The organism is Croceicoccus bisphenolivorans (assembly GCF_001634625.1).
Lineage (GTDB): Bacteria > Pseudomonadota > Alphaproteobacteria > Sphingomonadales > Sphingomonadaceae > Croceicoccus > Croceicoccus bisphenolivorans.
In genome coordinates this window covers 265,471-286,105 of sequence record NZ_LRSE01000001.1, presented here as the reverse complement: position 1 = coordinate 286,105, position 20,635 = coordinate 265,471, and the positions used below count along the sequence as shown (strand labels likewise).

The window sequence follows — 20,635 nt, the reverse complement described above, 5'->3', positions numbered from 1 at the left end:
CCTCCATTCGCAACTTTCTATGCGACAGCGAGTGTCAATATCTGACCACGCAAGGCTGGTCTGAGGGCAAAATTGCGCGGGCAATAGAAGGCACCGGAGATGTCGCTGCCGAGGTGTTCACCGCCTCACACCGTGAGGTCGCAGAAGTCGTTTCCTGGCAACAAGTGCTCAAGCCCCCTGACCATGATGAGGCGGTGATCTTCCGTCAATGACGGTCTCCCAAACCATTGCCGCCCAAACCGCCCCGTTGCCCAAACCGCAAACCCGCCCTAAACCCGCCCGGCGATGAAACGGACCCATCTTCCTCTCAATGGCTTGCGCGTGCTGGATGCAGCGGCGCGGCATCTGTCGTTCACTCGCGCGGCGGACGAGCTTGCCGTCACGCCGGCAGCCGTGGGTCAGCAGATTCGCGCGCTGGAGGACTTGCTGGGCGTTGTCCTGTTCCGTCGCACGCCCAAGGGGCTGGAACTGACGGACGAGGCGGAGGCGGGGCTCGATTCCCTGCGTGAAGGCTTCCTGCGGTTCGAGGAATCGGTGCAGGCTATGCAGGCCGGTCAGCTTTCGCACATTTTCACTTTCGCCGCCCCGCGCGACTTCTTCGGCGCGTGGTTTGCCCGCCGGCTTGGCGCTTTTCGCGCGGTGCATCCCGATACCCGTTTCCACATGGCGGGCGGTGCGCTGGCCGATTTTGCCGAGGCGAACCTCGATTTCGCGGTGCGATTGGCCGAAGGGCCGGGCGATCTTGAAGGAGTGCCGCTTGCCCCTGCGCGGCAGGTTGTTGTCGCCGCGCCCGATGCGCACGATGCGTGGATCGCATGGCCCGGTGGTCCCGCGCCGGATGGCGTGGACGCGACGATGCATGTCGGTGCAACGGGGCAGGCGCTGGCCGCGGTCGAAAGCGGGCTGGGGCGCACCACCCTGCCGTTCCAGCTGGTGGAAGACGCGCTGGAAAGCGGCGATCTCGTCGCGTTGGGCGATATCGAGGAGAGCCGCTACGGCTACTGGCTCGTCGCGCCGCGTCCGCAATGGCGGCAGAAGAAGGTGAAGGCGCTCGTCGAGTTCCTGCAGGGGCAATGAGCGAGACGGTTGCCACCACCGAACGGCTCGTCCTGCGCTCGCTGCACCAAGGCGATATTGCCCACCTGTTCGACGCCTTCAGCGATCCCGACAGCATGACATGGTGGAGCCGCGACGTCTTTGCCGACGAGGCGGAACTGGGTGCCTATTTGTGCCCGGAAGAACCGGGAACCGGCCGGACATTCGTGGCGGCGGGTCGCGATGATGACGAACCGTACCTCTATTGCGCGATATTTCCACGCAAGCCGGGCTATGTCGAGATCGGCTACATGTGCCGCCCGAAATGGCGGGGCAGGGGCATCGCGGCAGAGGCGATAACGGCCCTGATCGATGTGGCCTTTGCCGACCCCTCAATCCGCCGCGTCTTTGCCGATACCGATCCCGACAACGACGGTTCGAACCGCCTGCTGGAACGGCTCGGCTTTACGCTGGAGGGGCGGATGCGCGAGACATGGGATACCCACATCGGCATCCGCGATGCCAATATCTGGGGCATTCTTCGCCGCGAATGGGAAGCGCGGAAGACCTAGGCGGGAACGTCGATCAGCCAGGCCGCTTCGCGCGCCGGAGTCATCCCTTTCAATCCGCCTTCGACATCGCGATCCTCCAGTTGCGTCAGGCGATAATCGTTACCGAACAGGCGGCGTACTTCGCTTTCGGGGATCGAGAACGGCGGGCCGTTCGCCATCGCCTGATCATAGACGAAGGTGATCAGCAGGCGCGGCGCATCGGGGGCAAGTTCGCGCAGTTTCGTAGCGTAAGCCGTGCGCATTGACGAGGGCAGCGCGACGAGCGAGGCCCGGTCGTAAATCGCATCGACAGGGCCGAGGAGATCGCCTTCAAGCGCGAACATATCGCCCGCAAAGATCGTGATCCCCTGTGCATCGTACCGTGTCAACGCTCCGGCGCGGGTTACTTGCGGCGTGACGCCCATGTCGGCGAACAGCTGACCCACCGCGATCGCCGACAGTTCAACGCCGACGACTTCGTAACCTTGCGCCAGCAGCCACGGGATATCCTGCGCCTTGCCGCACAGAGGTACGAAAATGCGCGCGCCGCGCTCGATCTCCAGTTCGCCCAGATGCGCGACCAGCAGGTCGTTGGCGCGGCCCTCGTGAAAGCCGATTTCGTTCGCCTGCCAGCGCGAATGCCAGAATTCCGGTTCCATCTCCCTAGTCTAACGGTTCGAAGGAAATGATGCCGCCATCCATCTGCAGCGCCATGTGCATTTCGCCCTCCGCGATCGTGTAGCTGCTGACATAGGCGAGCTGGCTGCCGAGGAACATCGCCAGCTTGTCTGCGGGGCAGGCCATGCGGGTCATGCGGATGGGCGTAAGATAGAGCGCAGTGCCGGTGGCCGAAAGCGGCCCTTCGTTCCAGCGCGCGGACACGTTGTTGCAATCGAACGTGCCGGTCACCGTGCCGTCGGCGTGGAAGAACAGGGTGAAGGTGCGCCCGCCAGCTTCCGTCACACCCTGTGCGTCGTCCATCGATGTGAAGCGGGTGAAGCGCCATCCGGTATCGCTCAGCCCCGGCGACAGCGCCGGCGCGGCGGCGACTGGTTCAGGCGCCGGTACCGACTGGCAGGCGGCAAGGATGAGGGCGAGTGCGGCTATGGCGGGCTTGATCATCGGACAACGATAACCGATGCGGCCCCGCCCGGTAAGGGGGAGGACCGCATCTCCCCCACATGCGTGCGGGTCAGTCCGGCAATTGCCAGACGATGGTGCTTTCATAAGTGCCTGCGACGGGATTGCCGTTACCGTCTGTGGCCCCTTTGAACGTCGCGCGATCGCGCAAGGCGTCGCAGGCGGCCCGGTCAAGCTCTGCCGCGCCGCTGCTGCGGGTGATCTCGCAGCCGGTCACGTTGCCGGTTGCGCTGATCGACAGGCGAAAACCCGTTCTGCCCTCTATGCCAAGCCGCACCATGCGCGAAGGGTAGTCGCTTTCGCGCACCCACCGGCCAGGATTACCTTTCGGCACGGCGGCCTTGGGCGTGAATTTCGGCGCAGGCGTGGTTTCGCGGATCGGGATTTCGATCACGTCGGTCGAATAGGCGGTGGGCAGCGTGTCGGGAATCGGCACGTCGGGCACCTTGAAGTCCACATTCGTGTCCCAAGGTGTCGGCACGGGCACGATCTTCGGTTCGCTTGCCTGCGAAGGCGCGGGATCGGGCACGACCGGCGGGTCGAGCGGGATGATCTCCACCTTGTCTTCGGGTATCCAGATCGACTTGAACGTGTCGGTCGCTTCGTTGATCACCCCGCCGGCAAAGCCGGAGACGATCGCGTAACCCAGCCCGACATGGATCAGGGCAACGGTTGCGATGGTCGCGCCGCGGTTGGGGTCGTGACGGGTATCGGTATAGGCCATAGGCACCCTCCTCGTGGGCGCCCCGGGCGCTTTATTGCGCGCCCGTGGACGCGGTTGAGGACCGCAGGATACCACGCCTCTGCAGATCCGCCTAAATCATTTGATAGTGGGGAGTTTCAGCAGGCCGGAGGCACGACCAGTGCATCGCACGGGGCGGAGGAAAGCAGCGCGCTTGCGGTGCTGCCCAGTGTCGCCTGACGGAATCCGCCGCAGCCTTGCGTGCCCAGCACCAGCAGGTCAGGTCGGTAGCTTTCGATCGCGTCGATCACCGCGCGTTCGGCTCCACCCTCCAGCGTAAGCGGCTCGATCCGGTCGCGCAGCGGTTCGGGAAAGCCCGATTCCGCCACGAACGCGATCAGCGCTTTCTTGGCCGCGGTCTCGGTTTCGTCGCGCACGTGTACGGCCTTTTGCCATCCGGCGAAGGGAACGTGCCAGCCGTGAACGACGCGCATCCGCCTATCGGGGAACAGCGCGCCCGCCACCGCGATGGCCCCGGCCGATGTTTCCGACAGGTCGGTCGCGGCCAGCAGTTTGGCATAGGGCGCGTGCGGGCGGCGTTTCACCACCAGCACCGGCACTTTGGCATGGCGCAGGATGTGATCGACCGACGTGCCGAGGAAATAGTCGCCGATGTCGTTGAAGCGGGCCACGCCGGTCACGATCATCTGCGCCCCGGTTTCCCCCGCGACACGCGTGATTTCCTGCGGGGCGGACCCGATGGGCAGGCATAATCGCGCGTCCACGCCATCCGGCAGCACTTCGGCCAGTTCGGTGCGGGCGCGTTCGGCGTCTTCGGCCTTGCGGCTGCCGGGTTTCACGACATGGACGACGACCAGTTCCACCCCGCGGTGGCGGGCCAGCATGACGGCCCGGTCGATCGCACGGTCATCACGCGCCGACAGGTTGGTTGCGACAAGGACGGGTCCGGTTTGCTGGTCGCTCATGCCAACCAGTCTAGGCAGGGCTACCGCTGTCCGCAACCGGACGTGCCGTTTCCATGCCCGTTCGGGTGAAGTCGAACTTGCCGTTTAGCGAAACGATGATCGTATGCCTGGCAGTGGGGGTCGAGACGTCGGCGAAGGGAATGCCTCAGGGCGCCTTTGCCAGAATCGCTGCCGTCGTCGTGTGGGTATTGCACGGCGTTGGGGTCGGCATCTGCTGGATGCGGCGGACGTTGAGGCCGTGGCCTTTTGCTTCGGTGCAGAGCTTTCCATCGCGCATGACGAAACGGCCGCGTACCAGCGTATGGATCGGCGCACCCTTGGCGGTCCAACCCTCGAACGGGGTGGAGTTGCCCTTGGACTGGAGATCGCCCGGCTCCACGATGGTTTCGCGGTCCATGTCGATGATGACGATGTCGGCGTCAGATCCGGGTAGCAACGCGCCCTTGCGGGGGTAGAGCCCGAATGCCTTGGCCGGAGCGAGCGAGGTCATGCGCACATATTGCGTGATCGACATCCGCCCGGCGACGACCTGGCTGAGCATCAGCGGCATCTGGGTCTGTACGCCGGTGAAACCGCAATCGGCGGTCCAGATATCGTCGCGGTGCTTTTCGTCATGGCTGTGCGGCGCATGGTCGGTGGCGATCATGTCGATGGTGCCGTCGGCAACGCCCTGCCACAACTGGTCCTGGTGAACCTTCTCGCGCACGGGCGGGTTCACGCGGATCAGCGACTTCTTGTCGGTATAGGCATGTTCGTCGAGCAGCAGGTAGTGCGGACAGGTCTCTGCCGTGATGTCCACGCCGCGCAGCTTGGCTTCGCGCAGCGGGCGCAATTCGTCGCCCGACGAGACGTGGAGGATGTGAATGCGCGCGCCGGTCCATTCGGCAAGGATGGCGGCACGCGCCACGGCTTCGACCGCCACGACAGGGGGGCGGGCGTCAAGGTGTGCTAGGGGGTCACACCGGCCTGCGGCCTGCAGCTTTTTCTGGCGACGGGCCATGATAGATGCGTTTTCCGCGTGAAGCGCCACGCGATAACCGTGCTTGGCAACGATTTCGAACCCTTCAAGGATCGCGCCTGATGGCGGGGAGGGCAGGTTGCCGAAGGTGTTGCCCATAAAGCATTTGAAAGCCGCGACGCCCCCTTCGATCAGGGCTTCCAGCTGGTCGAGATTGTCTTCGCCCAGCAGGCCGTAAATGCCGAAATCGACGTAGGCGGCTTCGGCCGACTTGAGCTTGATATTGAGAGCTTCAACATTTCCCGTTGGCGGGTTGGTGTTCGGCATCTCGAAAACCGTCGTTACGCCGCCCATTGCGGCGCTCGCCGTGCCGGTCTCCCAGGTTTCCTTGTGTGTATAGCCCGGATCGCGGAAGTGCACGTGCGCGTCGATCGCGCCGGGCAGCAGGAACTTGCCGGTTGCGTCCAGCACCTCTTTGGCTTCCGGCATGGCGTCCGCGCCGCCGATCGCCAGGATCGCGCCGTCCTTGATCGCGATCGAAGCGGGGAAAGTCGCGCTGTCGGTGACGAGAGTGGCCCCGTTGATGACAAGATCGGCAAGCATGGCAGTGTCTTTCATTCTGGTTGCGCGATCGCGCGCTGCGATCGCAGTATGTTGTTACAGGGCGGCCCAGCCACCATCCACCGGAAGGTCGACACCGGTGATCTGGCGCGAGACGTCGGAAGCGAGGAACATGCAGGCATTTGCTACGTCCTGTGCCTGGCTGATCCGGCGCAGGGCATATTCGGAAGCATGTTCGTCGATCGCCTGTTCTTCGGTGATGCCGCGCGCCGCTGCCATGCCGGGCATGACCTTGGTGCGGAAACGGGGGCCATCCACCATGCCGGGCGCAACGATGTTGACGTTGATGTTGTGCGGTCCGGCCTCGATCGCGGTCGACTTCGTTATGCCGCGAAGCCCCCATTTGGATGCCGAATATGCCATGCGTCCGGCGCGGCCATGCATGCCGAACGTGCCGCCCACGTTGACGATCTTGCCGTAGTGGCGCGCGATCATCGGGGGCAGGACGGCGCGCATCATGTGAAAACAGCCGGCCATGTTCAGCCGCACGATCTCCTCGAAAGCTTCCGGGCTGGTTTCCCATGCCGGGATGCCGACCGGCCCCGTGCCGCCCGCCACATTGACCAGCACGTCCACCTGACCATGCTTTGAAACAACCTCTGCCACGGCGCGATCGCAATCATCCGCCTTGGTGACATCGCATGAGAATAGAGAGATACTATCCCTGTATTCTGGGTATTTCTCTTTCAAAATCTCAAGTGCAGATAAATCTCTACCAAGTACTGAAACCAATGATCCTTCATAACAGAACGATTTTGTTATTTCCGGACCCATTCCTTTGCCTGCGCCGGTTATGATAACAACCTTATTGGCCAAACCAAGGTCCATGCTGTTCCTTCTGTCGATAAGAATTTATTTATGATATCGGCGCATTTTTCGATTGACTTGTTGACCTATCGCATCATGCATGCTCTTTCATAAGGCATGGCCCGTTGCCCTAGTTATGCTAAAACACGAGTAGGGTGGTGCAAAAAAGCGAACGGAGGCTGCCTTGGCTTTGCGCAATCAAAGAATATGGGCGTACATTGATGAAGTCGCTCGCGCCGGTTCGGTGCGGCAGGCTGCCGAACGTTTGAACATGACGCCGTCGGCATTGCTGCGGCGCATTCAGGACGTGGAGCATGATCTTGGCGCACCGCTGTTTGAACGGCATTCGCTGGGCGTCCGCCTGACCGCCGCGGGCGAACTTTTCATCCGGTGGATTCGCGAACAAACCTCTGAATTGACGCGCGTCTATTCGCAGATCGAGGAATTGACCGGCTTGCAACGTGGCGACGTGCGCATTGCCTGCAGCCATGCAGTCGCGCGCAGCTTCCTTCTGCGGCACATCGTCGATTTCCGCAGTCGCTATCCTCAGCTGCGCTTCAAGATCCTTGTGACCGACCATGTCCGGGCGGTCCGCGCGCTGAGCGAATACGAAATCGATCTGGCGCTGATCTTCCGGCCGCTGCGTCATCCCGAATTGCAGCCGATTCTTTCGGTGGGGCAGGGGTTGCTCGCCATCATGGCGGCCGATCATCCCCTTGCGGCAAAACCTGTCCTGCGCCTTCGGGAATGTGCGGAGTACGACCTTGCCATGCCCAATACCTCGTTCGGCGGGCGCGAGATTATTGAAAGCCGGCTCAGCAACAGCTCGGTAAAACCGAACATCGTGGTCGAGGCGAACAATTTCGACATGCTGGGCGAGATCGTGGCGGCCAGCGACCTGATCACGTTCCAGATCGATATCGGTGCGGCCACGTGGGAGAATGATGAGCGTTTTGCCGTGCGGCGGATCAGCGATCTTGACCGAACTTACGGCCCACTGGTGCTGGGCCAGCTGAAGGGACGTCCCCTGCCGCTTGCCGCGGCCAAGTTCGCCGAGCAATTGGCAAGCGACCTGCATAATTGCCGGACTCTGCCGATGAACGATGTGCCTGCGTTCGCCCCCGACGACGAATTCGACATGGAGGCCTGACCACCGGTCAGGCCTCGCGCGCGTCAAGCCTTGTCAGGCAAGGCCGTAGATGGCGCGCGCTGCATCGGCGGAGATGAAGCCTTCGCTAAGATCTTCGGTGACGGCAACGCGATCCCGGTCGCGCGGATCGCCCTGACCCGCACCGCCCGGAACTTCGAGAATAAGCCGCTCGCCCGCCGGAATTTCCTGACGCCCCTTGCCTTTCAGTAGGGTGCCGGTGGACAGGCGCACCACGCCGGCCGAACCGTCGCTGCCGCCATCGCGCCCGCGCGCCGGATGGTCGACGCGTTCGAACATGGCCAGCACCTCGAACGGGCTGCCGTCGCGCATCGCCACTTCGACCTTCTGGCCAAGCCCGCCGCGCAGCCGGCCCGCGCCGCCGCTGTCGGCCGACAGCTCCTTGCGCCAGATCACGATCGGTGCGCCGTGTTCGGTCACCTCAACCGGCATGGCGCGAACGCCGCTGGGGAAGGCCGTGCCGGACAGGCCATCCTGCCCCGGACGCGCGCCGGAACCGCCGGAATTGAAGAAGATGGTGTCGAAAAGATCGCCCTGGCGGCCCTGTTCTTCAGACGGCAGGCGTCCGCGCAACTGCACGCTCCACAAGCAAGAGCTGCCCTCTACCGGCACCCGGTCGGGGATCGCCTGCGACAGGCATCCGAACACGAGGTCGGGCAGCATCTGGCCGATGATGTGGCGCGCCGCGACAGGCCACGGGCGCTGGACGTTGAGGATCGAGCCTTCCGGCGCGGTCACTTCGAACGGGGCGAGGGCACCGGCGTTGTTGGGCACTTCCGGACTGATCACGCAGCGCAGCGCGAATACGGTGTAGGCGCGCGCATAGTTCAGTACGACATTGATGCCGCGCGGCAGGCAGGGATCGGACCCAGCATAATCCACCTTCACGGTTTCCCCGTCGATCGTCAGGGTCGCGCGCAGCGTTACCGGATGATCGTAACCGTCAAGAGTGAGCGTGCTGCTCCAGCTGCCCTGCGGCAGCTGCGCGATTTCGGTGCGCGAGGCAGTCAACGACTGGTCTACGATATAGTCCGCCACGCCCTGCAGGTCCGACATCGCAAATTCGGTCAGCATGGCCGAAAGGCGGCGGATCGCGGCGTTGTTGCTGGTGACGTAGGACAGGATGTCGCCCCGCACCTGCAGCGGGGTTCGCACGTTCTGGCAGATGATCTCAAGCAGCGGTTCGTTAAGATCGCCTGCGCTGGCCAGCTTCATCAGAGGGATCTGGATGCCCTCTTCGTAGATGGATCGGCCATCCGGTCCCTGTCCCAGCCCGCCGATATCGACCTGATGGCAGCAGACCCCGAAAAGACCGACCAGTCGCCCGTCATGAAACGCGGGCGAGACGACGGTTACGTCATGCAGATGCCCGGCGGTCAGCCAGGGGTCGTTGGTGATGAAGTGATCGCCGGCATTCATGGTGTCGAGCGGAAAGCGTTCGATGAAGTGGCGAACGCCCGATGCCATCGAATTCACGTGGCCAGGCGTGCCCGTCACCGCCTCTGCGATCAGCCGCCCTTCCAGATCGAACAGGGCCGCGGACAAGTCGCCCGCATCGCGCACGGTGGTGGAAAACGCGGTGCGCATCAGCGTCTGCGCCTGTTCTTCCACGATGGCGATCAGACGGGTCCAGATGACCTGGTTGCGCAGTTCAGAAAGGGCCTGGCTCATGCTTCGATCTCTGCTGGACGGCGGGTGAGGACGAGGTAGCGGTTGACGTCCATGCGCACGTCGAACCGCGGCGACACGACGGTCGTGGTTTCACGTTCGGTTATCAGGGCCGGGCCGCGTACCGCATCGCCCGGTTCCATCGTTTCGCGCGACACGATGGCGAACGGCATGGCAATACCGGCGTCGGGATCGATCACCTCTCGATGGGCCGGTGGTTCGATCCAGCGTTCAGCGGCAGGTGCCCCCTGATCGGCCCCTTGCCATACCGATGCCGATACCGCGACGCGGAAAGTCAGCAGCTCCACCGGCAGGTCCAGCGATTGGCTGCCGTACTGCTGGCGATAGGCGACCTCGAACCGGGTGCGCAGGTCGGCTACATCGGTCAGCGCGGTTTCGGGCAGGTCGAACGGTATCTCGAAGCCCTGTCCCTGATAGCGGCCCAGTGCGACGCGCCGCTCGGTCTGTTCGCTTTCCGGCGCGCCCTTGTCGACAAGGGCGCGGGCCTGTGCGGCCATGGCGTCGAGCAACGTGTTCAACGCGCCCAGATCGGCACCATCGACAAGCTGCAGGTGATGGCTGCGCGCCACTTCGTAGCTGACCGGCGCGCGCAGGAAGCCCACGGCAGAGCCAACGCCGGCACCGGCGGGAATGATGACTTCGTCGATGCCGAGCTTTTCGGCAAAGCGGGCGGCGTGAAGCGGCGCGGCCCCGCCAAAGGCGATCAGGCTGCGTTCCTCCAGCGTCGTGCCCTGTTCCACGGCATGGACGCGCGCTGCGCCGGCCATCGTCTCGTCGACAATCTCGCTTACGCCCACGGCCAGGGTTTCGGCCTTGCCGTCCCAGATGCCCAGTGCGGCCAGAGCCGTATTCGAAGCCGCCGGATCGAGCGTTACCTTGCCGCCGGCAAAGCGGCTCGGCTCGATCCTGCCCAGCACGATGTCCGCGTCGGTAACCGTGGGACGGGTGCCGCCACGGCCATAGGCCGCAGGACCCGGTTCGGACCCTGCACTGTGCGGCCCGACCGCCAGTCGCCCTGCGCGATCGACGGACGCAATGGAACCGCCGCCCGCGCCGATCTCCAGCATTTCGACCACCGGAATGCGCAGCGGCAGGCCGGATCCCTTGCGGAAGCGATGGGCGCGCCCGACCTCGAACACTTGCGATGTCTGCGGGCGATAGTCGTCGATCAGGCAGATCTTGGCCGTGGTCCCGCCAACGTCGAGAGCGAGCACCCGTTTGGCGCCACGTTCCGCTGCGACGGATGCGGCGAAGATCGCGCCGCCCGCAGGGCCGCTTTCCACCAGACGCACCGGGAAACGCGCGGCGATGTCCACCGTTGTCAGACCGCCCGACGAGAGCATCAGATAGAGCGGGCAGGCAAAGCCCAGTTCGCCAAGGCGCGTTTCAAGGCGCCGCAGATAGGCATCGACGATCGGCTGGACATAGGCGTTGGCCACCGTGGTCGAGAACCGCTCGTACTCGCGCATTTCCGGCGAAACCTCGCTGGATAGCGACAGGCTCACGCCCGGCATTTCCTCGGCCAGGATTTCGGCGGCGCGCAATTCGTGCGCCGGATTGGCATAGGCGTGGATGAAGGCCACCGCGACAGAGCGGATGTTTTCTTCGCGGAAAGTGGCCGCTGCCGCGCGTACCGCGTCCTCGTCCAGTTCCAGCAGGACTTGTCCGGTTGCCGCGATCCGTTCGGGCACGCCCAGCCGCAGCCGCCGGGGGACGAGCGCTGCGGGCTTTTCCATGGCGATATCGTACTGGTCGAAGCGGCTTTCGGTGCCGAGTGCCAGAACGTCGCGAAAGCCTTCTGTCGTCAGCAGGGCGGTTGCCACGCCGCGCCGTTCGATCAGGGCATTGGTGGCCAGTGTCGTGCCGTGGACGACCAGTTCGACGTCGGCCGGGGTCAGCCCCGCTTCGGTCAGCAACAGCTGCACGCCGTCGAGCAGGGCGCGTTCGGGCGCGTCATATGTCGTCAACAGCTTGGTCGAATGGCGACCGGTGGGCGTTTCCAGCACGACATCGGTGAAAGTGCCGCCGATGTCGGCGCCGATCCGCGCCCGGCGAGGGGGCAATGAAGGTGTGTCAGCCATAGATTTCGTGCGGGTTCTTCGCGAGAGTTTTATAGAAACGGGCCAGGTGGTCGGCCACCTTGACTGCCGGATAGGCAGGTTCGCCATCGGTCAGTTCGGGCAGGGGGGCGACCACGACGCTGCGGTCCGGATTGGCAAAATAGGGGACCGACACGCGCTCCTCTCCGGCGCGGTTGCGCACGCGGTGGAGGTTGGAAAGGAAGCGACCGTTGGACCACCACATCATCATGTCGCCGACATTGATGGTGTAGGCTCCATCGATCGGCGGTGCCTTGATCCATGTCCCGTCGCGCCGCTTCACTTCCAGACCGCCGACCTCGCCCTGGGCAAGGATCGTGAACGGGCCTTCATCGGTGTGCGGCACCATGTTGGAAACTTCGTCGTCCGCGCCGGTCGGCAAGAGTGGGTAGTAGTTCATCGAGAGCTGCGATGCGGGGTGTTGGAACCAGTCGTCGAACCGGTTTTCCGGCAGACCCAGACCAAGCGCAAATGCGCGTAGCAATTCGCGAGAGAGCACGACCATGGCATCGAGGTAGGCCTCGCTGGCCGCGCGGAATTCCGGCATGTCTTCGGGAAAGCGGTTGGGCTGGTCGAAGATCGCCGCATGTTCCATGTCTTCGGGATCGGCGGGCCATTCATGCTGCAGGCGATATTGTTCGAACAGGCGCGTGTTGCGCGAAAAAACCTCTGCGTCGGGCGCGCCGATCCAGCCGCGATACCATTCGGGCGTTGCCGCGCTTTCCGCTCTTTCACCCTTGGGGCGGGAAAAGAACGCGCGGGCCGCAGCGAAGATATCGTCGCGGGCGGTCTGCGGCACGCCGTGGCCGATCAGGTAGAAGAAGCCGATCTCCTCGCAAGCGGCGGCGATCGTGTCAGCCACGGATTGTCGGTCTTCGGCGCTGCCGGACAGGAACGGTGCAAAATCGATCACCGGTACTTCATCGAGCGAAATTGCCCGGGCAGCGGAAACATCGTCGGCGGAACGGCTCATAGACAGGCTCCATCGCAGTGCGATCGACCCGGCTGGACCTGCCAGCGGGCCACGTCGAACGCACTTGCCGCGCCCCGGCAGTCCGCTCGTTACCCTTGTAGTCGTAGTGCAACATAAGGGTATCGCGCGTTGTTTTTTTGGTACTACCCTGCTGCCGAAACTTCACCTTGGCGCAACACGGGCCGCAGTTTAGTCCGGATGGTGCAACAAGACGCCCGCATGGCGCAGGGCAGGGCCTGTGCGCAGTTCGCGCAGGCGCAGTAACCAGACAGGACACCGAAGTGGCGGGCCTATCATGACAGTCAGTGAAGCGCAGGAAGATTTTGCCCGCGGCATGACGATCGCGATCATCGGCGGCACGCGCGGGCTTGGTCTGGCGCTGGCGCATATCCTTGCAGCCAAGGGCGCGCGCCTAGCGCTGTTCGGGCGCGATCTGGCCTGCGGCGAGGCGGCTGCGCAAGCGGTGGGGCAGGGTGCCAGTGCCTACGGCGCCGATGTGTCCGATGCCGCAAGCCTCTCCGCTGCATTCGACGCCATGGCCGCCGAGATCGGCGTTCCCGACGCGGTGATCTGTGCGGCCGGTGTCAGTTCCGGCAAGGCGCCGATCTGGGAAGGTGGCGAGGCGGCCTATCGCCATTGTTTCGACATCAACGTGCTTGGCGTCATCAACGCCTTCGGGTCCTTCCTTCCGGCCATGGTCGCGCGCGGATCGGGGCAGATCGTGGTGATCGGCGGCACTTATGGTCACAAGGGCGTTGCGGGGCAGGGTATCTATGCCGCATCGAAATGGGCGGTGCGCGGACTGGTGCGTTCTGCCGCGCTGGATGCCGCGCCGCACGGAATAAGGGTCAACATGGTTTCGCCCGGCGGTATCGACGGTGAGCGTCTGCGCCGCCTGTTCCGGGAATCGGCTGCGCGCAACGGCGAGGAGCCGGACGCCCCGTACAACCGCTTCGTCGCCACCACGGCGCTGGGCCGGCTGGTGAGCGAGGAAGACGTTGCCCTTGCCGTCCTGCACTTGCTGGGGCCGGGCGGACGAATGATGACCGGTCAGGACATCATCGTCGATTCCGGCACGATCATCTAAGGAGACACCACGTAATGAAGACCGATCTTTCCCGCTTCGGACGCGGCACGCAGACCTTGCATGCAGGGCGTGATCCGGCGGCGAATTTCGGAGTGGTGAACCCGCCGGTCTATCACTGTTCTACAGTGATTTTCGAAAGCGTGGAGGAATTGCTCGAAACGCGAAGGGACCGGGCCTCCGGTGCCTATGATGGCTTTACCTACGGGCGCGAAGGCACGGCCACGACACGCGCTTTCGAAGATGCCGTCACCATGCTGGAGGGCGGCTATCGCGCAGTTACGACCAGTTGCGGGCTGGGCGCGATCTGCGCTTCGCTGACGGCGTTTCTTTCTGCGGGCGATCACCTTCTCATCGTCGACAGCCTCTATGGTCCGGCCCGCGCATTCTGCGAGGATTTCCTACGCAAGTTCGGTGTCGAGATCACTTATTACCGCCCGACGATCGGTGCCGAGATAGAGAGCCTGCTGCAGCCGAACACCAAGGTTATCTACCTTGAATCGCCCGGCTCGCTGACTTTCGAGATGACGGACGTTCCGGCGATCACCAAGCTGGCACGTGCGCGCGGGATCAAGACCGTTTTCGACAATACCTGGGGCAGCCCGGTCAATTTCCGCCCGCTGGAGCACGGCGTCGACGTTTCGATCAATGCGGCCACGAAGTACATTTCGGGCCACTCCGACCTGATGCTCGGCATTGCCGTCTGCACAGAGGAAGCGTTCATACCGGTAAAGGCGACCGCATCGGGCAGCGGTTATTGCGGCGGGCCGGACGATGTCTACATGGCCCTGCGCGGGCTACGCACCCTGCCGATCCGGATGAAACAGCACCAGCAGTCGGCGCTTACCGTGGCGAAGTGGCTGCAGGGCCGCCCCGAAGTGGCGCGGGTGATGTATCCCGCTCTCCCCGACGATCCCGGCCACGCCATCTGGAAGCGTGATTACGACGGAGCCTCCGGCCTGTTCGGCGTCGTGCTCAATGCCTGCACCGACAAGCAGTTCGCGGCGATGCTCGATCACATGGACCTGTTCAAGCTGGGCTACAGCTGGGGCGGGTACGAAAGCCTGGTGGTGCCGACCTACCCGTCCGACCTGCGTTCGGCGGTAACGTGGGATGCGCCCGGACCGTCGCTGCGCCTGCATGTCGGTCTGGAAGAGGTCGACGACCTGATCGGCGATCTGGAACGCGGCTTCGCCCGCATGGCAAGCGCCTGAATTTTTTTGATATTCCTGTACGGAGAATTGCGATGACCCTCGTTTCCATCAAGGCTGGGCCTTATGAATTTACCGCCCGCCTTGAAGAGGAATTGGCCCCGGTAACCGCCGCCCGTTTCAAGGCCATGATGCCCTATGACGAGAAAGTCATCCACGTGCGGTGGAGTGGCGAGGGCGTGTGGATCCCGATGGGCGACGACGCCTACGACCTGCCATGGGAAAATCCCACGCGCTATCCCGCGCCCGGCGAATTCATCTTCTACCCCGGTGGCTATAGCGAGACCGAGATCCTGCTTGCTTACGGCGGTGTCGCCTTCGCCAGCAAGCTGGGGCCGCTGGCAGGCATTCACTTCATGACGATCATCGAGGGCAACGAGAACCTTGCCGCATTGGGCAAGAAAACCTTGTGGGACGGCGCCCAGACCATCAGCTTTGCGCTGAAGGATTGACGGGATGAGTATGCACCCCTTCCTCACCGGTTCGCCCCACGGCCTCCTGATCGGCGGGAAACGGGTGCCTGCTCGCGACGGGCAGACCCTGTCGTCGCACAATCCGGCGACGGGGGAGCATCTGGCCGATTTCGCACGCGGCGGCGTGGCCGATATCGATGACGCCGTGGCCGCCGCGCGGTCGGCGTTTGAAACCGGTCCGTGGCCGGCGTTCACTCCGTCAGACCGTCAGGCACTGCTGATGCGCCTTGCCGATCTGGTGGAGCGCGATGCCGAGCAGTTTGCCCTGCTCGATACGATCGACATGGGTTCGCCGATCCGCCACACGCGAGGCAGCGTGGCGATGCTGGTCGACCTGTTACGCTATTACGCAGGGATGGCGCGCGGGATAGAGGGGGTGACGGCCAATCCGTCGGCTGCCGACATGTTCGCATGCACGGTCAAGGAACCGGTCGGCGTTTGCGGCGCGATCATTCCGTGGAACGGGCCGCTATGGGCCAGCATCCTGAAGCTGGGGCCGGTTCTGGCGACTGGCTGCACGCTGGTGCTGAAGCCTGCCGAAGACGCTTCGCTCGCGCCATTGCTGCTGGGGCAGCTGGCGCTGGAGGCTGGTGTGCCGCCCGGCGTATTCAACATCGTCACCGGCCTTGGCGCAGAGGCTGGTGCCGCATTGGCGGCCCATCCCGGCGTGGATAAACTGGCTTTCACCGGTTCCGATGCGACGGGGCGTGCGATCATGGCCGCGGCGGCCGGTACGTTGAAGCGGGTCAGCTTGGAACTTGGCGGAAAATCGCCCAACATCGTTTTTGCCGACGCCGATCTGGACAAGGCGGCACAGATGGCCGTCGTTGCCGCCTTCGCCAATTCGGGGCAGGTCTGCAGCGCCGGTACGCGCCTTTTCGTGGAGCGCGGCGTTGCCGAAGACTTCGCGCGTGCCGTGGCCAGCCATGCCTCCGCGCTCAAACTTGGCAACGGCATCGATCCTGAAGTTGATCTCGGCCCGCTGGTTTCAGCCCGGCAACTGGCGCGGGTCAGCGACTATATGGCAGAGGCGCGGGCAGAGGGTGCCGGTGCGGTTTGCGGCGGCGCTCGGCTTGAGGATGATGCTTTTGCCAATGGCTTCTTCTTCCCGCCAACCGTGCTTTCGGGCGCGACGGACACGATGCGCGCCGTGCGGGAGGAGATTTTCGGCCCGATCCTCGCCGTCCTGCCCTTTGATGACGAGGACGAGGTCGTCACCCGCGCGAATGCAACGCCCTTCGGCCTTGGTGCCGGACTGTGGACAGGCAACGTCGGCCGCGCCCACCGCATGGCCAAACGGCTGCGGGCAGGGTCGGTCTGGGTCAATTGCTACAACGCGATCGATCCGGCAGTCCCGTCAGGCGGGGTCAAGGCCAGCGGGCAAGGGCGCGAATACGGCAAGGCGCACTTGGAAGAGCACCTCGAGACGAAGTCGCTCTGGATCGCGACCGATTGAGGCCGTGGCAGGCGGCTAACCCGCCTGCGCCTACATCCACTTCGCGACGGTCGGCTTTTCGAAAACGGCCAGCTTGTCGATCAGCGCATCGGCATCGGGGTCGAGCGAGATCCCGTCGCGGTGCGCGGCGGGCAGGAACTTGCGTTCGATCATCGTGTCGATGAAGCCCATGAAGCTGTCGTAATAACCATCGACGTTGAGCAGGCCCACCGGCTTGTCCACGTCGCCCAGCTGGTTCAGCGTCCACGCTTCCATGAATTCCTCGGCCGTGCCGATGCCGCCGGGCAGCGCGATGCAGGCATCGGCCAGATCGAGCATCCGTTCCTTGCGGGCGCGCATGCCGTCGACCACTTCGCTCTTGCTGAGCGACGGGTGCAGGTGCCCCTTGTCATGCAGGCGACGGGTAATGACGCCGTGGACCTGTCCGCCGCCGGCCAGTGCCGCATCGGCCAGATTGCCCATCAGGCCCTTGTGCGTGCCGCCATAGACGATGGCGATGCCGCGCCGCGCCATGGCCGTGCCCAGCGCTGCCGCAGCGGTCGTATAGGCATCGCCTTCGCCGACGTTGGAACCGCAGAAGATCGCGATGGCCCGAAGCGGGCGAACTGGGCTGGAAGCCATGGTATCAGGGGTATCCGGTAAAGGCGGGAACGTCGACCAAAGGTTAGTCGAGCGTCCGGTGGTTGACAATATGCGCGCGCTATCACGCGTGACCTATTCCGCAACGCCCTGCGGCATAACAGGCAACAGCACAGAGCGTCGATCGGATGCAATGTCGGTCGCGTAAGGCCCGTTTGCGGCCGGCTGCGCGTGCCGTTTCCTTTGGCGGACGGGCGGATCGGGCAACGGGCAACTCGCAAACGAGGCATAGAGCACCATGACGCCCGAACAGAACGATCTGATCACCCTGTCCAATCCGGGAACGCCGTTGGGCGACCTGCTGCGCCATTACTGGCAGCCGGTCGCGATCAGCGACGAGCTTGAAGGCGACCGGCCGCTCAAGGCGCTCAAGATCATGGGTCAGGATCTCGTGCTGTTTCGTGACGAGAACGGCGAACTTGGCCTGATCGACCGGGATTGCCCGCATCGCGGCGCGGACCTTGCTTTCGGCCGGTTGGAAAACGGCGGCGTGCGTTGCCCGTTCCACGGCTGGCTGTTCGACGTCAACGGCGCCTGCCTTGAAACGCCGGGCGAACCGAAGGGCTCGAACTTCTGCAAGCGCATCAAGCAGAAGGCCTATCCCGTGCGCGAAAGCGGCGGCATGATCTTCGGCTGGCTGGGGCCGGTGGACGAGGCGGGCAACGCGCCCGATCTGCCCGCGCTCGACTGCCTTGCCGCGCCGGACAGTCACGTATTTTCGTTCAAGGGGTATCTCGACTGCAACTGGCTGCAGGCGCTGGAAGTCGGGATGGACCCGGCCCACGCCAGCTTCCTGCACCGGTACTTCGAGGATGACGACGCCGACGCATCGTACGGCAAGCAGTTCCGCGCAAATTCGACCGACAGCGACCTGCCGATGACCAAGGTGCTGCGCGAATACGATTGCCCGGAGATCGCGGTCGCGTCCACCGACACCGGTTTCCGCATCTCCACCCTGCGGCACCTGGAACACGGCGAAACGCACGTGCGCATCACCAACGTCCTGTTCCCGCAAGCCTTCGTGATCCCGCTGTCGTCAACGATGACCATCACGCAGTGGCACGTGCCGATCGACGATTACAGCTGCTATTGGTATGCCATGTTCACCAGCTTTACCGGAGAAGTGGACAAGCCGCTGATGCGGGCGCAGCGGCTGCAGCTCTATACGCTGCCGGACTACATGCCGCGCGTCGGACGCCACAACAACTGGGGCTTCGACATTGCGGAGCAGAAGAGCCGCACCTTCACCGGCATGGGCGAGGATATCAACGTCCACGACCAATGGGCGGTGGAAAGTCAGGGCCGTATCCAGGATCGCACGCGCGAACATCTGGGCACTACCGACAAGGCGATCGTCGCTTATCGCAAGCTGCTGTTCCAGCAGATCAAGGCGGTGCAGGCGGGCAACACTCCCCATGGCATGACGCAGACTCATGCCGGACCGGCGACCATCGATGGCGTTGCCCCTGCCGGCACGTCGCCCGACGCATACTGGCGTGAAGCGGTAAGCCGTCTGCGCGCCGAAGCCGAGTGGGATGTTCCCGCGCTCGCGCTGTGAGCGAAGCCGTGGGTGGATTTGTCGATCGCCACGCCGGGTGGAGCGCGGAGCAGGCAGCGGCGGCTGCGGACCTGCCCCGCCGGCTGGAAGCGGACGGCGTGCATTCCGTGCGGCTGTCATTTCCCGACCTGCATGGCGTTCTGCGCGGCAAGACGGTGATGACCGGCGCACTGGCAAGTGCGCTGAAACAGGGGCTGTCGATCACGTCCAGCCTGCAGTTGAAGGATACTTCGCACCGGACCGTGGTGCCCGTATTCTCGGCCGGCGCGGGGATCGGGCGATCCGACCTGCAGGGCGCCGGCGATCTGGTGATGGTGCCCGATCCGCTCAGCCTGAAGCTGTTGCCGTGGGCACCGGGAACGGCATGGCTGCTGTGCGATCTCTATTTTGCCGACGGAACCCCTTTTCCATGGTCTCCGCGCCGGATCGCGCAAGACGCGCTTGCGCGGCTCGAGGCCAGAGGACTTGAATTCGTCAGCGGGCTGGAAGTCGAATTTCACCTTACCCGGCTGGTCGATCCGCGTCTTTCCCCCGAAGACGCGGGCCAGCCGGGTACCCCGCCCGAAGTGGCGCTGCTGCATCAGGGCTATGCCTATCTGACTGAGCAACGGTACGATACGGTGGAACCGATACTGGAAATCCTGCGTCGCGATTGCGAGGCGCTGGGACTGCCGCTGACTTCGATGGAACTGGAATTCGGGCCTAGCCAGGTCGAATTCGTGTTCGGGGTGCAATCAGGGATCGCTTCTGCCGATGCGATGATCCTGTTTCGCAACGCTGCCAAGCAGATCGCGCGTCGTCATGGATATCATGCCAGCTTCATGTGTCGCCCCGCCTTGCCGGAAGCAATGTCGAGCGGTTGGCACCTGCACCAGTCGCTGCGGCACAAGGATACGGGCGAGAACGCATTCGCGATGCCCGATGGCCAGCCGGGACTGTCCAAAACGGGGCAGCACTATCTTGCCGGACTGCTTGCCGAAGCTGCCGGTGCCATGCCGCTCACCACGCCCACGATCAACGGTTACAAGCGATATCGTGCCAATTCCCTCGCGCCCGACCGGATCGCGTGGGGAGAGGACAATCGCGGCGCGATGCTGCGCGTTCTGGCGAAGGGCGAGGCAGGGGCCACACGGATCGAGAACCGCGTTGGCGAACCCGCCGCCAATCCCTACCTCTACCTTGCTTCCCAGATGGTGTCGGGGCTGGCCGGGATAGAGGCCGGGGCACTGCCGCCACCGGCCGTCGAAAGCCCTTATACCGCAGAGGCACAGCGGCTGCCGGGCAGCCTTGAATCAGCGTTGGGCCTGCTGGACGACAGCGCTGTTCTGCGGGCGGGGCTGGGCGAGGGTTTCGTCGATCATTTCCTGCGCATCAAGCAGGCCGAAGTAGCCCGCTACAACACCACGGTGACCGATTGGGAACACCGCGAGTACTTCGACCTGTTCTGACAGGATGACCTGTTTGCTGCCGAAGCCACCTGCGGACAGGAGGCTTTGGCAAAGCCG

Annotated in this window: 19 protein-coding genes; 9 read left to right on the top strand and 10 right to left on the bottom strand. The window is 63.9% G+C overall.

Translation table 11 applies throughout. From position 1 onward, the window contains the following. The first annotated feature begins 285 nt into the window (after positions 1 to 285). Together A7A77_RS01360 and A7A77_RS01355 are read left to right on the top strand one after the other, a co-directional pair. Positions 286 to 1,077 (top strand): LysR family transcriptional regulator, encoded by a 792-nt coding sequence (locus A7A77_RS01360; protein ID WP_066552428.1) that lies wholly within the window; start codon positions 286 to 288, stop codon positions 1,075 to 1,077. After that, complete coding sequence (locus tag A7A77_RS01355) at positions 1,074 to 1,607, top strand: GNAT family N-acetyltransferase (protein ID WP_066552426.1); 534 nt, start codon at positions 1,074 to 1,076, stop codon at positions 1,605 to 1,607. The genes A7A77_RS01360 and A7A77_RS01355 overlap by 4 nt, the downstream gene beginning before the upstream one ends. Here the strand turns inward: A7A77_RS01355 and tmpT are convergent. The 6 genes from tmpT to A7A77_RS01325 all read right to left on the bottom strand — a co-directional run bounded on the left by tmpT (position 1,604) and on the right by A7A77_RS01325 (position 6,801). Further along, positions 1,604 to 2,245, bottom strand: a complete 642-nt coding sequence (tmpT, locus tag A7A77_RS01350) for a thiopurine S-methyltransferase (protein WP_066552423.1) — start codon at positions 2,243 to 2,245, stop codon at positions 1,604 to 1,606. The two genes, A7A77_RS01355 and tmpT, sit on opposite strands and share 4 nt — an antisense overlap. A gap of 4 nt (positions 2,246 to 2,249) precedes the next feature. Next, complete coding sequence (locus A7A77_RS01345) at positions 2,250 to 2,708, bottom strand: META domain-containing protein (protein WP_066552420.1); 459 nt, start codon at positions 2,706 to 2,708, stop codon at positions 2,250 to 2,252. A 70-nt stretch (positions 2,709 to 2,778) separates the two neighbouring features. Next, the gene (locus tag A7A77_RS01340; RefSeq protein ID WP_066552419.1) at positions 2,779 to 3,450 is read right to left on the bottom strand and encodes an energy transducer TonB; all 672 of its coding nucleotides are present in this window, start codon (positions 3,448 to 3,450) and stop codon (positions 2,779 to 2,781) included. A 116-nt stretch (positions 3,451 to 3,566) separates the two neighbouring features. Beyond that, positions 3,567 to 4,394, bottom strand: coding sequence for a universal stress protein (locus A7A77_RS01335; RefSeq protein WP_066552417.1), 828 nt, complete (start codon positions 4,392 to 4,394; stop codon positions 3,567 to 3,569). A 145-nt stretch (positions 4,395 to 4,539) separates the two neighbouring features. After that, the gene (gene allB / locus A7A77_RS01330; RefSeq protein ID WP_245638348.1) at positions 4,540 to 5,970 is read right to left on the bottom strand and encodes an allantoinase AllB; all 1,431 of its coding nucleotides are present in this window, start codon (positions 5,968 to 5,970) and stop codon (positions 4,540 to 4,542) included. A gap of 39 nt (positions 5,971 to 6,009) precedes the next feature. Beyond that, positions 6,010 to 6,801, bottom strand: a complete 792-nt coding sequence (locus tag A7A77_RS01325; RefSeq protein WP_066552415.1) for an SDR family NAD(P)-dependent oxidoreductase — start codon at positions 6,799 to 6,801, stop codon at positions 6,010 to 6,012. 163 nt (positions 6,802 to 6,964) lie between these two features. Here A7A77_RS01325 and A7A77_RS01320 point away from each other — a divergent pair, with 163 nt between their 5' ends. Further along, entirely contained in the window at positions 6,965 to 7,930 is a 966-nt protein-coding gene (locus A7A77_RS01320) for a LysR family transcriptional regulator (RefSeq protein WP_066552412.1), read from the top strand. Between the two features lie 33 nt (positions 7,931 to 7,963). On the opposite strand, the gene A7A77_RS01315 is transcribed toward A7A77_RS01320, so the two are convergent. The 3 genes from A7A77_RS01315 to A7A77_RS01305 are packed head-to-tail and all read right to left on the bottom strand — an operon-like array spanning position 7,964 to position 12,709. After that, positions 7,964 to 9,619, bottom strand: a complete 1,656-nt coding sequence (locus tag A7A77_RS01315) for a hydantoinase B/oxoprolinase family protein (RefSeq protein WP_066552409.1) — start codon at positions 9,617 to 9,619, stop codon at positions 7,964 to 7,966. Further along, positions 9,616 to 11,718, bottom strand: a complete 2,103-nt coding sequence (locus tag A7A77_RS01310; RefSeq protein ID WP_066552406.1) for a hydantoinase/oxoprolinase family protein — start codon at positions 11,716 to 11,718, stop codon at positions 9,616 to 9,618. Before A7A77_RS01310 ends, A7A77_RS01315 begins: the two co-directional genes overlap by 4 nt. After that, entirely contained in the window at positions 11,711 to 12,709 is a 999-nt protein-coding gene (locus A7A77_RS01305; RefSeq protein WP_066552405.1) for an isopenicillin N synthase family dioxygenase, read from the bottom strand. Before A7A77_RS01305 ends, A7A77_RS01310 begins: the two co-directional genes overlap by 8 nt. Positions 12,710 to 13,004: 295 nt before the next feature. On the opposite strand from A7A77_RS01305, the gene A7A77_RS01300 reads away from it, so the two are divergent. From A7A77_RS01300 to A7A77_RS01285, 4 genes are read left to right on the top strand one after another with little or no spacing between them, the layout of a single operon-like run. Further along, positions 13,005 to 13,796 carry an SDR family NAD(P)-dependent oxidoreductase gene (locus tag A7A77_RS01300; protein ID WP_082835814.1) on the top strand — a complete coding sequence of 264 codons (792 nt, stop codon included), beginning with the start codon at positions 13,005 to 13,007 and terminating at the stop codon, positions 13,794 to 13,796. A gap of 14 nt (positions 13,797 to 13,810) precedes the next feature. Beyond that, positions 13,811 to 15,007: a cystathionine beta-lyase gene (metC, locus tag A7A77_RS01295; protein ID WP_066552401.1), complete on the top strand. Its 1,197-nt coding sequence runs from the start codon at positions 13,811 to 13,813 to the stop codon at positions 15,005 to 15,007. Positions 15,008 to 15,039: 32 nt separating this feature from the next. Beyond that, on the top strand, positions 15,040 to 15,456 hold the full coding sequence (locus tag A7A77_RS01290) for a DUF3830 family protein (RefSeq protein ID WP_066552399.1): 417 nt from the start codon (positions 15,040 to 15,042) through the stop codon (positions 15,454 to 15,456). 4 nt (positions 15,457 to 15,460) lie between these two features. Next, entirely contained in the window at positions 15,461 to 16,933 is a 1,473-nt protein-coding gene (locus A7A77_RS01285) for an aldehyde dehydrogenase family protein (protein ID WP_066552396.1), read from the top strand. A gap of 30 nt (positions 16,934 to 16,963) precedes the next feature. On the opposite strand, the gene A7A77_RS01280 is transcribed toward A7A77_RS01285, so the two are convergent. Further along, complete coding sequence (locus tag A7A77_RS01280) at positions 16,964 to 17,554, bottom strand: LOG family protein (protein WP_066552391.1); 591 nt, start codon at positions 17,552 to 17,554, stop codon at positions 16,964 to 16,966. A gap of 256 nt (positions 17,555 to 17,810) precedes the next feature. Between A7A77_RS01280 and A7A77_RS01275 the strand changes: the two genes are divergently transcribed. Both A7A77_RS01275 and A7A77_RS01270 read left to right on the top strand, forming a co-directional pair. Then, positions 17,811 to 19,130 (top strand): Rieske 2Fe-2S domain-containing protein, encoded by a 1,320-nt coding sequence (locus A7A77_RS01275; protein ID WP_066552386.1) that lies wholly within the window; start codon positions 17,811 to 17,813, stop codon positions 19,128 to 19,130. Next, on the top strand, positions 19,127 to 20,578 hold the full coding sequence (locus A7A77_RS01270; RefSeq protein ID WP_245638346.1) for a glutamine synthetase family protein: 1,452 nt from the start codon (positions 19,127 to 19,129) through the stop codon (positions 20,576 to 20,578). Before A7A77_RS01275 ends, A7A77_RS01270 begins: the two co-directional genes overlap by 4 nt. The last annotated feature ends 57 nt before the right edge of the window (positions 20,579 to 20,635 follow it).

Excerpts from the sequence above, each read along its gene's own strand:
- A7A77_RS01315 (WP_066552409.1), bottom strand. The coding sequence starts at position 9,619 with ATGAGCCAGGCCCTTTCTGAACTGCGCAACCAGGTCATCTGGACCCGT.
- A7A77_RS01345 (WP_066552420.1), bottom strand. The coding sequence starts at position 2,708 with ATGATCAAGCCCGCCATAGCCGCACTCGCCCTCATCCTTGCCGCCTGC.
- A7A77_RS01355 (WP_066552426.1), top strand. The coding sequence starts at position 1,074 with ATGAGCGAGACGGTTGCCACCACCGAACGGCTCGTCCTGCGCTCGCTG.
- metC (WP_066552401.1), top strand. The coding sequence starts at position 13,811 with ATGAAGACCGATCTTTCCCGCTTCGGACGCGGCACGCAGACCTTGCAT.
- A7A77_RS01340 (WP_066552419.1), bottom strand. The coding sequence starts at position 3,450 with ATGGCCTATACCGATACCCGTCACGACCCCAACCGCGGCGCGACCATC.
- allB (WP_245638348.1), bottom strand. The coding sequence starts at position 5,970 with ATGAAAGACACTGCCATGCTTGCCGATCTTGTCATCAACGGGGCCACT.
- A7A77_RS01310 (WP_066552406.1), bottom strand. The coding sequence starts at position 11,718 with ATGGCTGACACACCTTCATTGCCCCCTCGCCGGGCGCGGATCGGCGCC.
- A7A77_RS01335 (WP_066552417.1), bottom strand. The coding sequence starts at position 4,394 with ATGAGCGACCAGCAAACCGGACCCGTCCTTGTCGCAACCAACCTGTCG.
- A7A77_RS01360 (WP_066552428.1), top strand. The coding sequence starts at position 286 with ATGAAACGGACCCATCTTCCTCTCAATGGCTTGCGCGTGCTGGATGCA.
- A7A77_RS01305 (WP_066552405.1), bottom strand. The coding sequence starts at position 12,709 with ATGAGCCGTTCCGCCGACGATGTTTCCGCTGCCCGGGCAATTTCGCTC.
- A7A77_RS01285 (WP_066552396.1), top strand. The coding sequence starts at position 15,461 with ATGAGTATGCACCCCTTCCTCACCGGTTCGCCCCACGGCCTCCTGATC.
- A7A77_RS01325 (WP_066552415.1), bottom strand. The coding sequence starts at position 6,801 with ATGGACCTTGGTTTGGCCAATAAGGTTGTTATCATAACCGGCGCAGGC.
- A7A77_RS01300 (WP_082835814.1), top strand. The coding sequence starts at position 13,005 with ATGACAGTCAGTGAAGCGCAGGAAGATTTTGCCCGCGGCATGACGATC.
- A7A77_RS01275 (WP_066552386.1), top strand. The coding sequence starts at position 17,811 with ATGACGCCCGAACAGAACGATCTGATCACCCTGTCCAATCCGGGAACG.
- A7A77_RS01290 (WP_066552399.1), top strand. The coding sequence starts at position 15,040 with ATGACCCTCGTTTCCATCAAGGCTGGGCCTTATGAATTTACCGCCCGC.
- A7A77_RS01280 (WP_066552391.1), bottom strand. The coding sequence starts at position 17,554 with ATGGCTTCCAGCCCAGTTCGCCCGCTTCGGGCCATCGCGATCTTCTGC.
- tmpT (WP_066552423.1), bottom strand. The coding sequence starts at position 2,245 with ATGGAACCGGAATTCTGGCATTCGCGCTGGCAGGCGAACGAAATCGGC.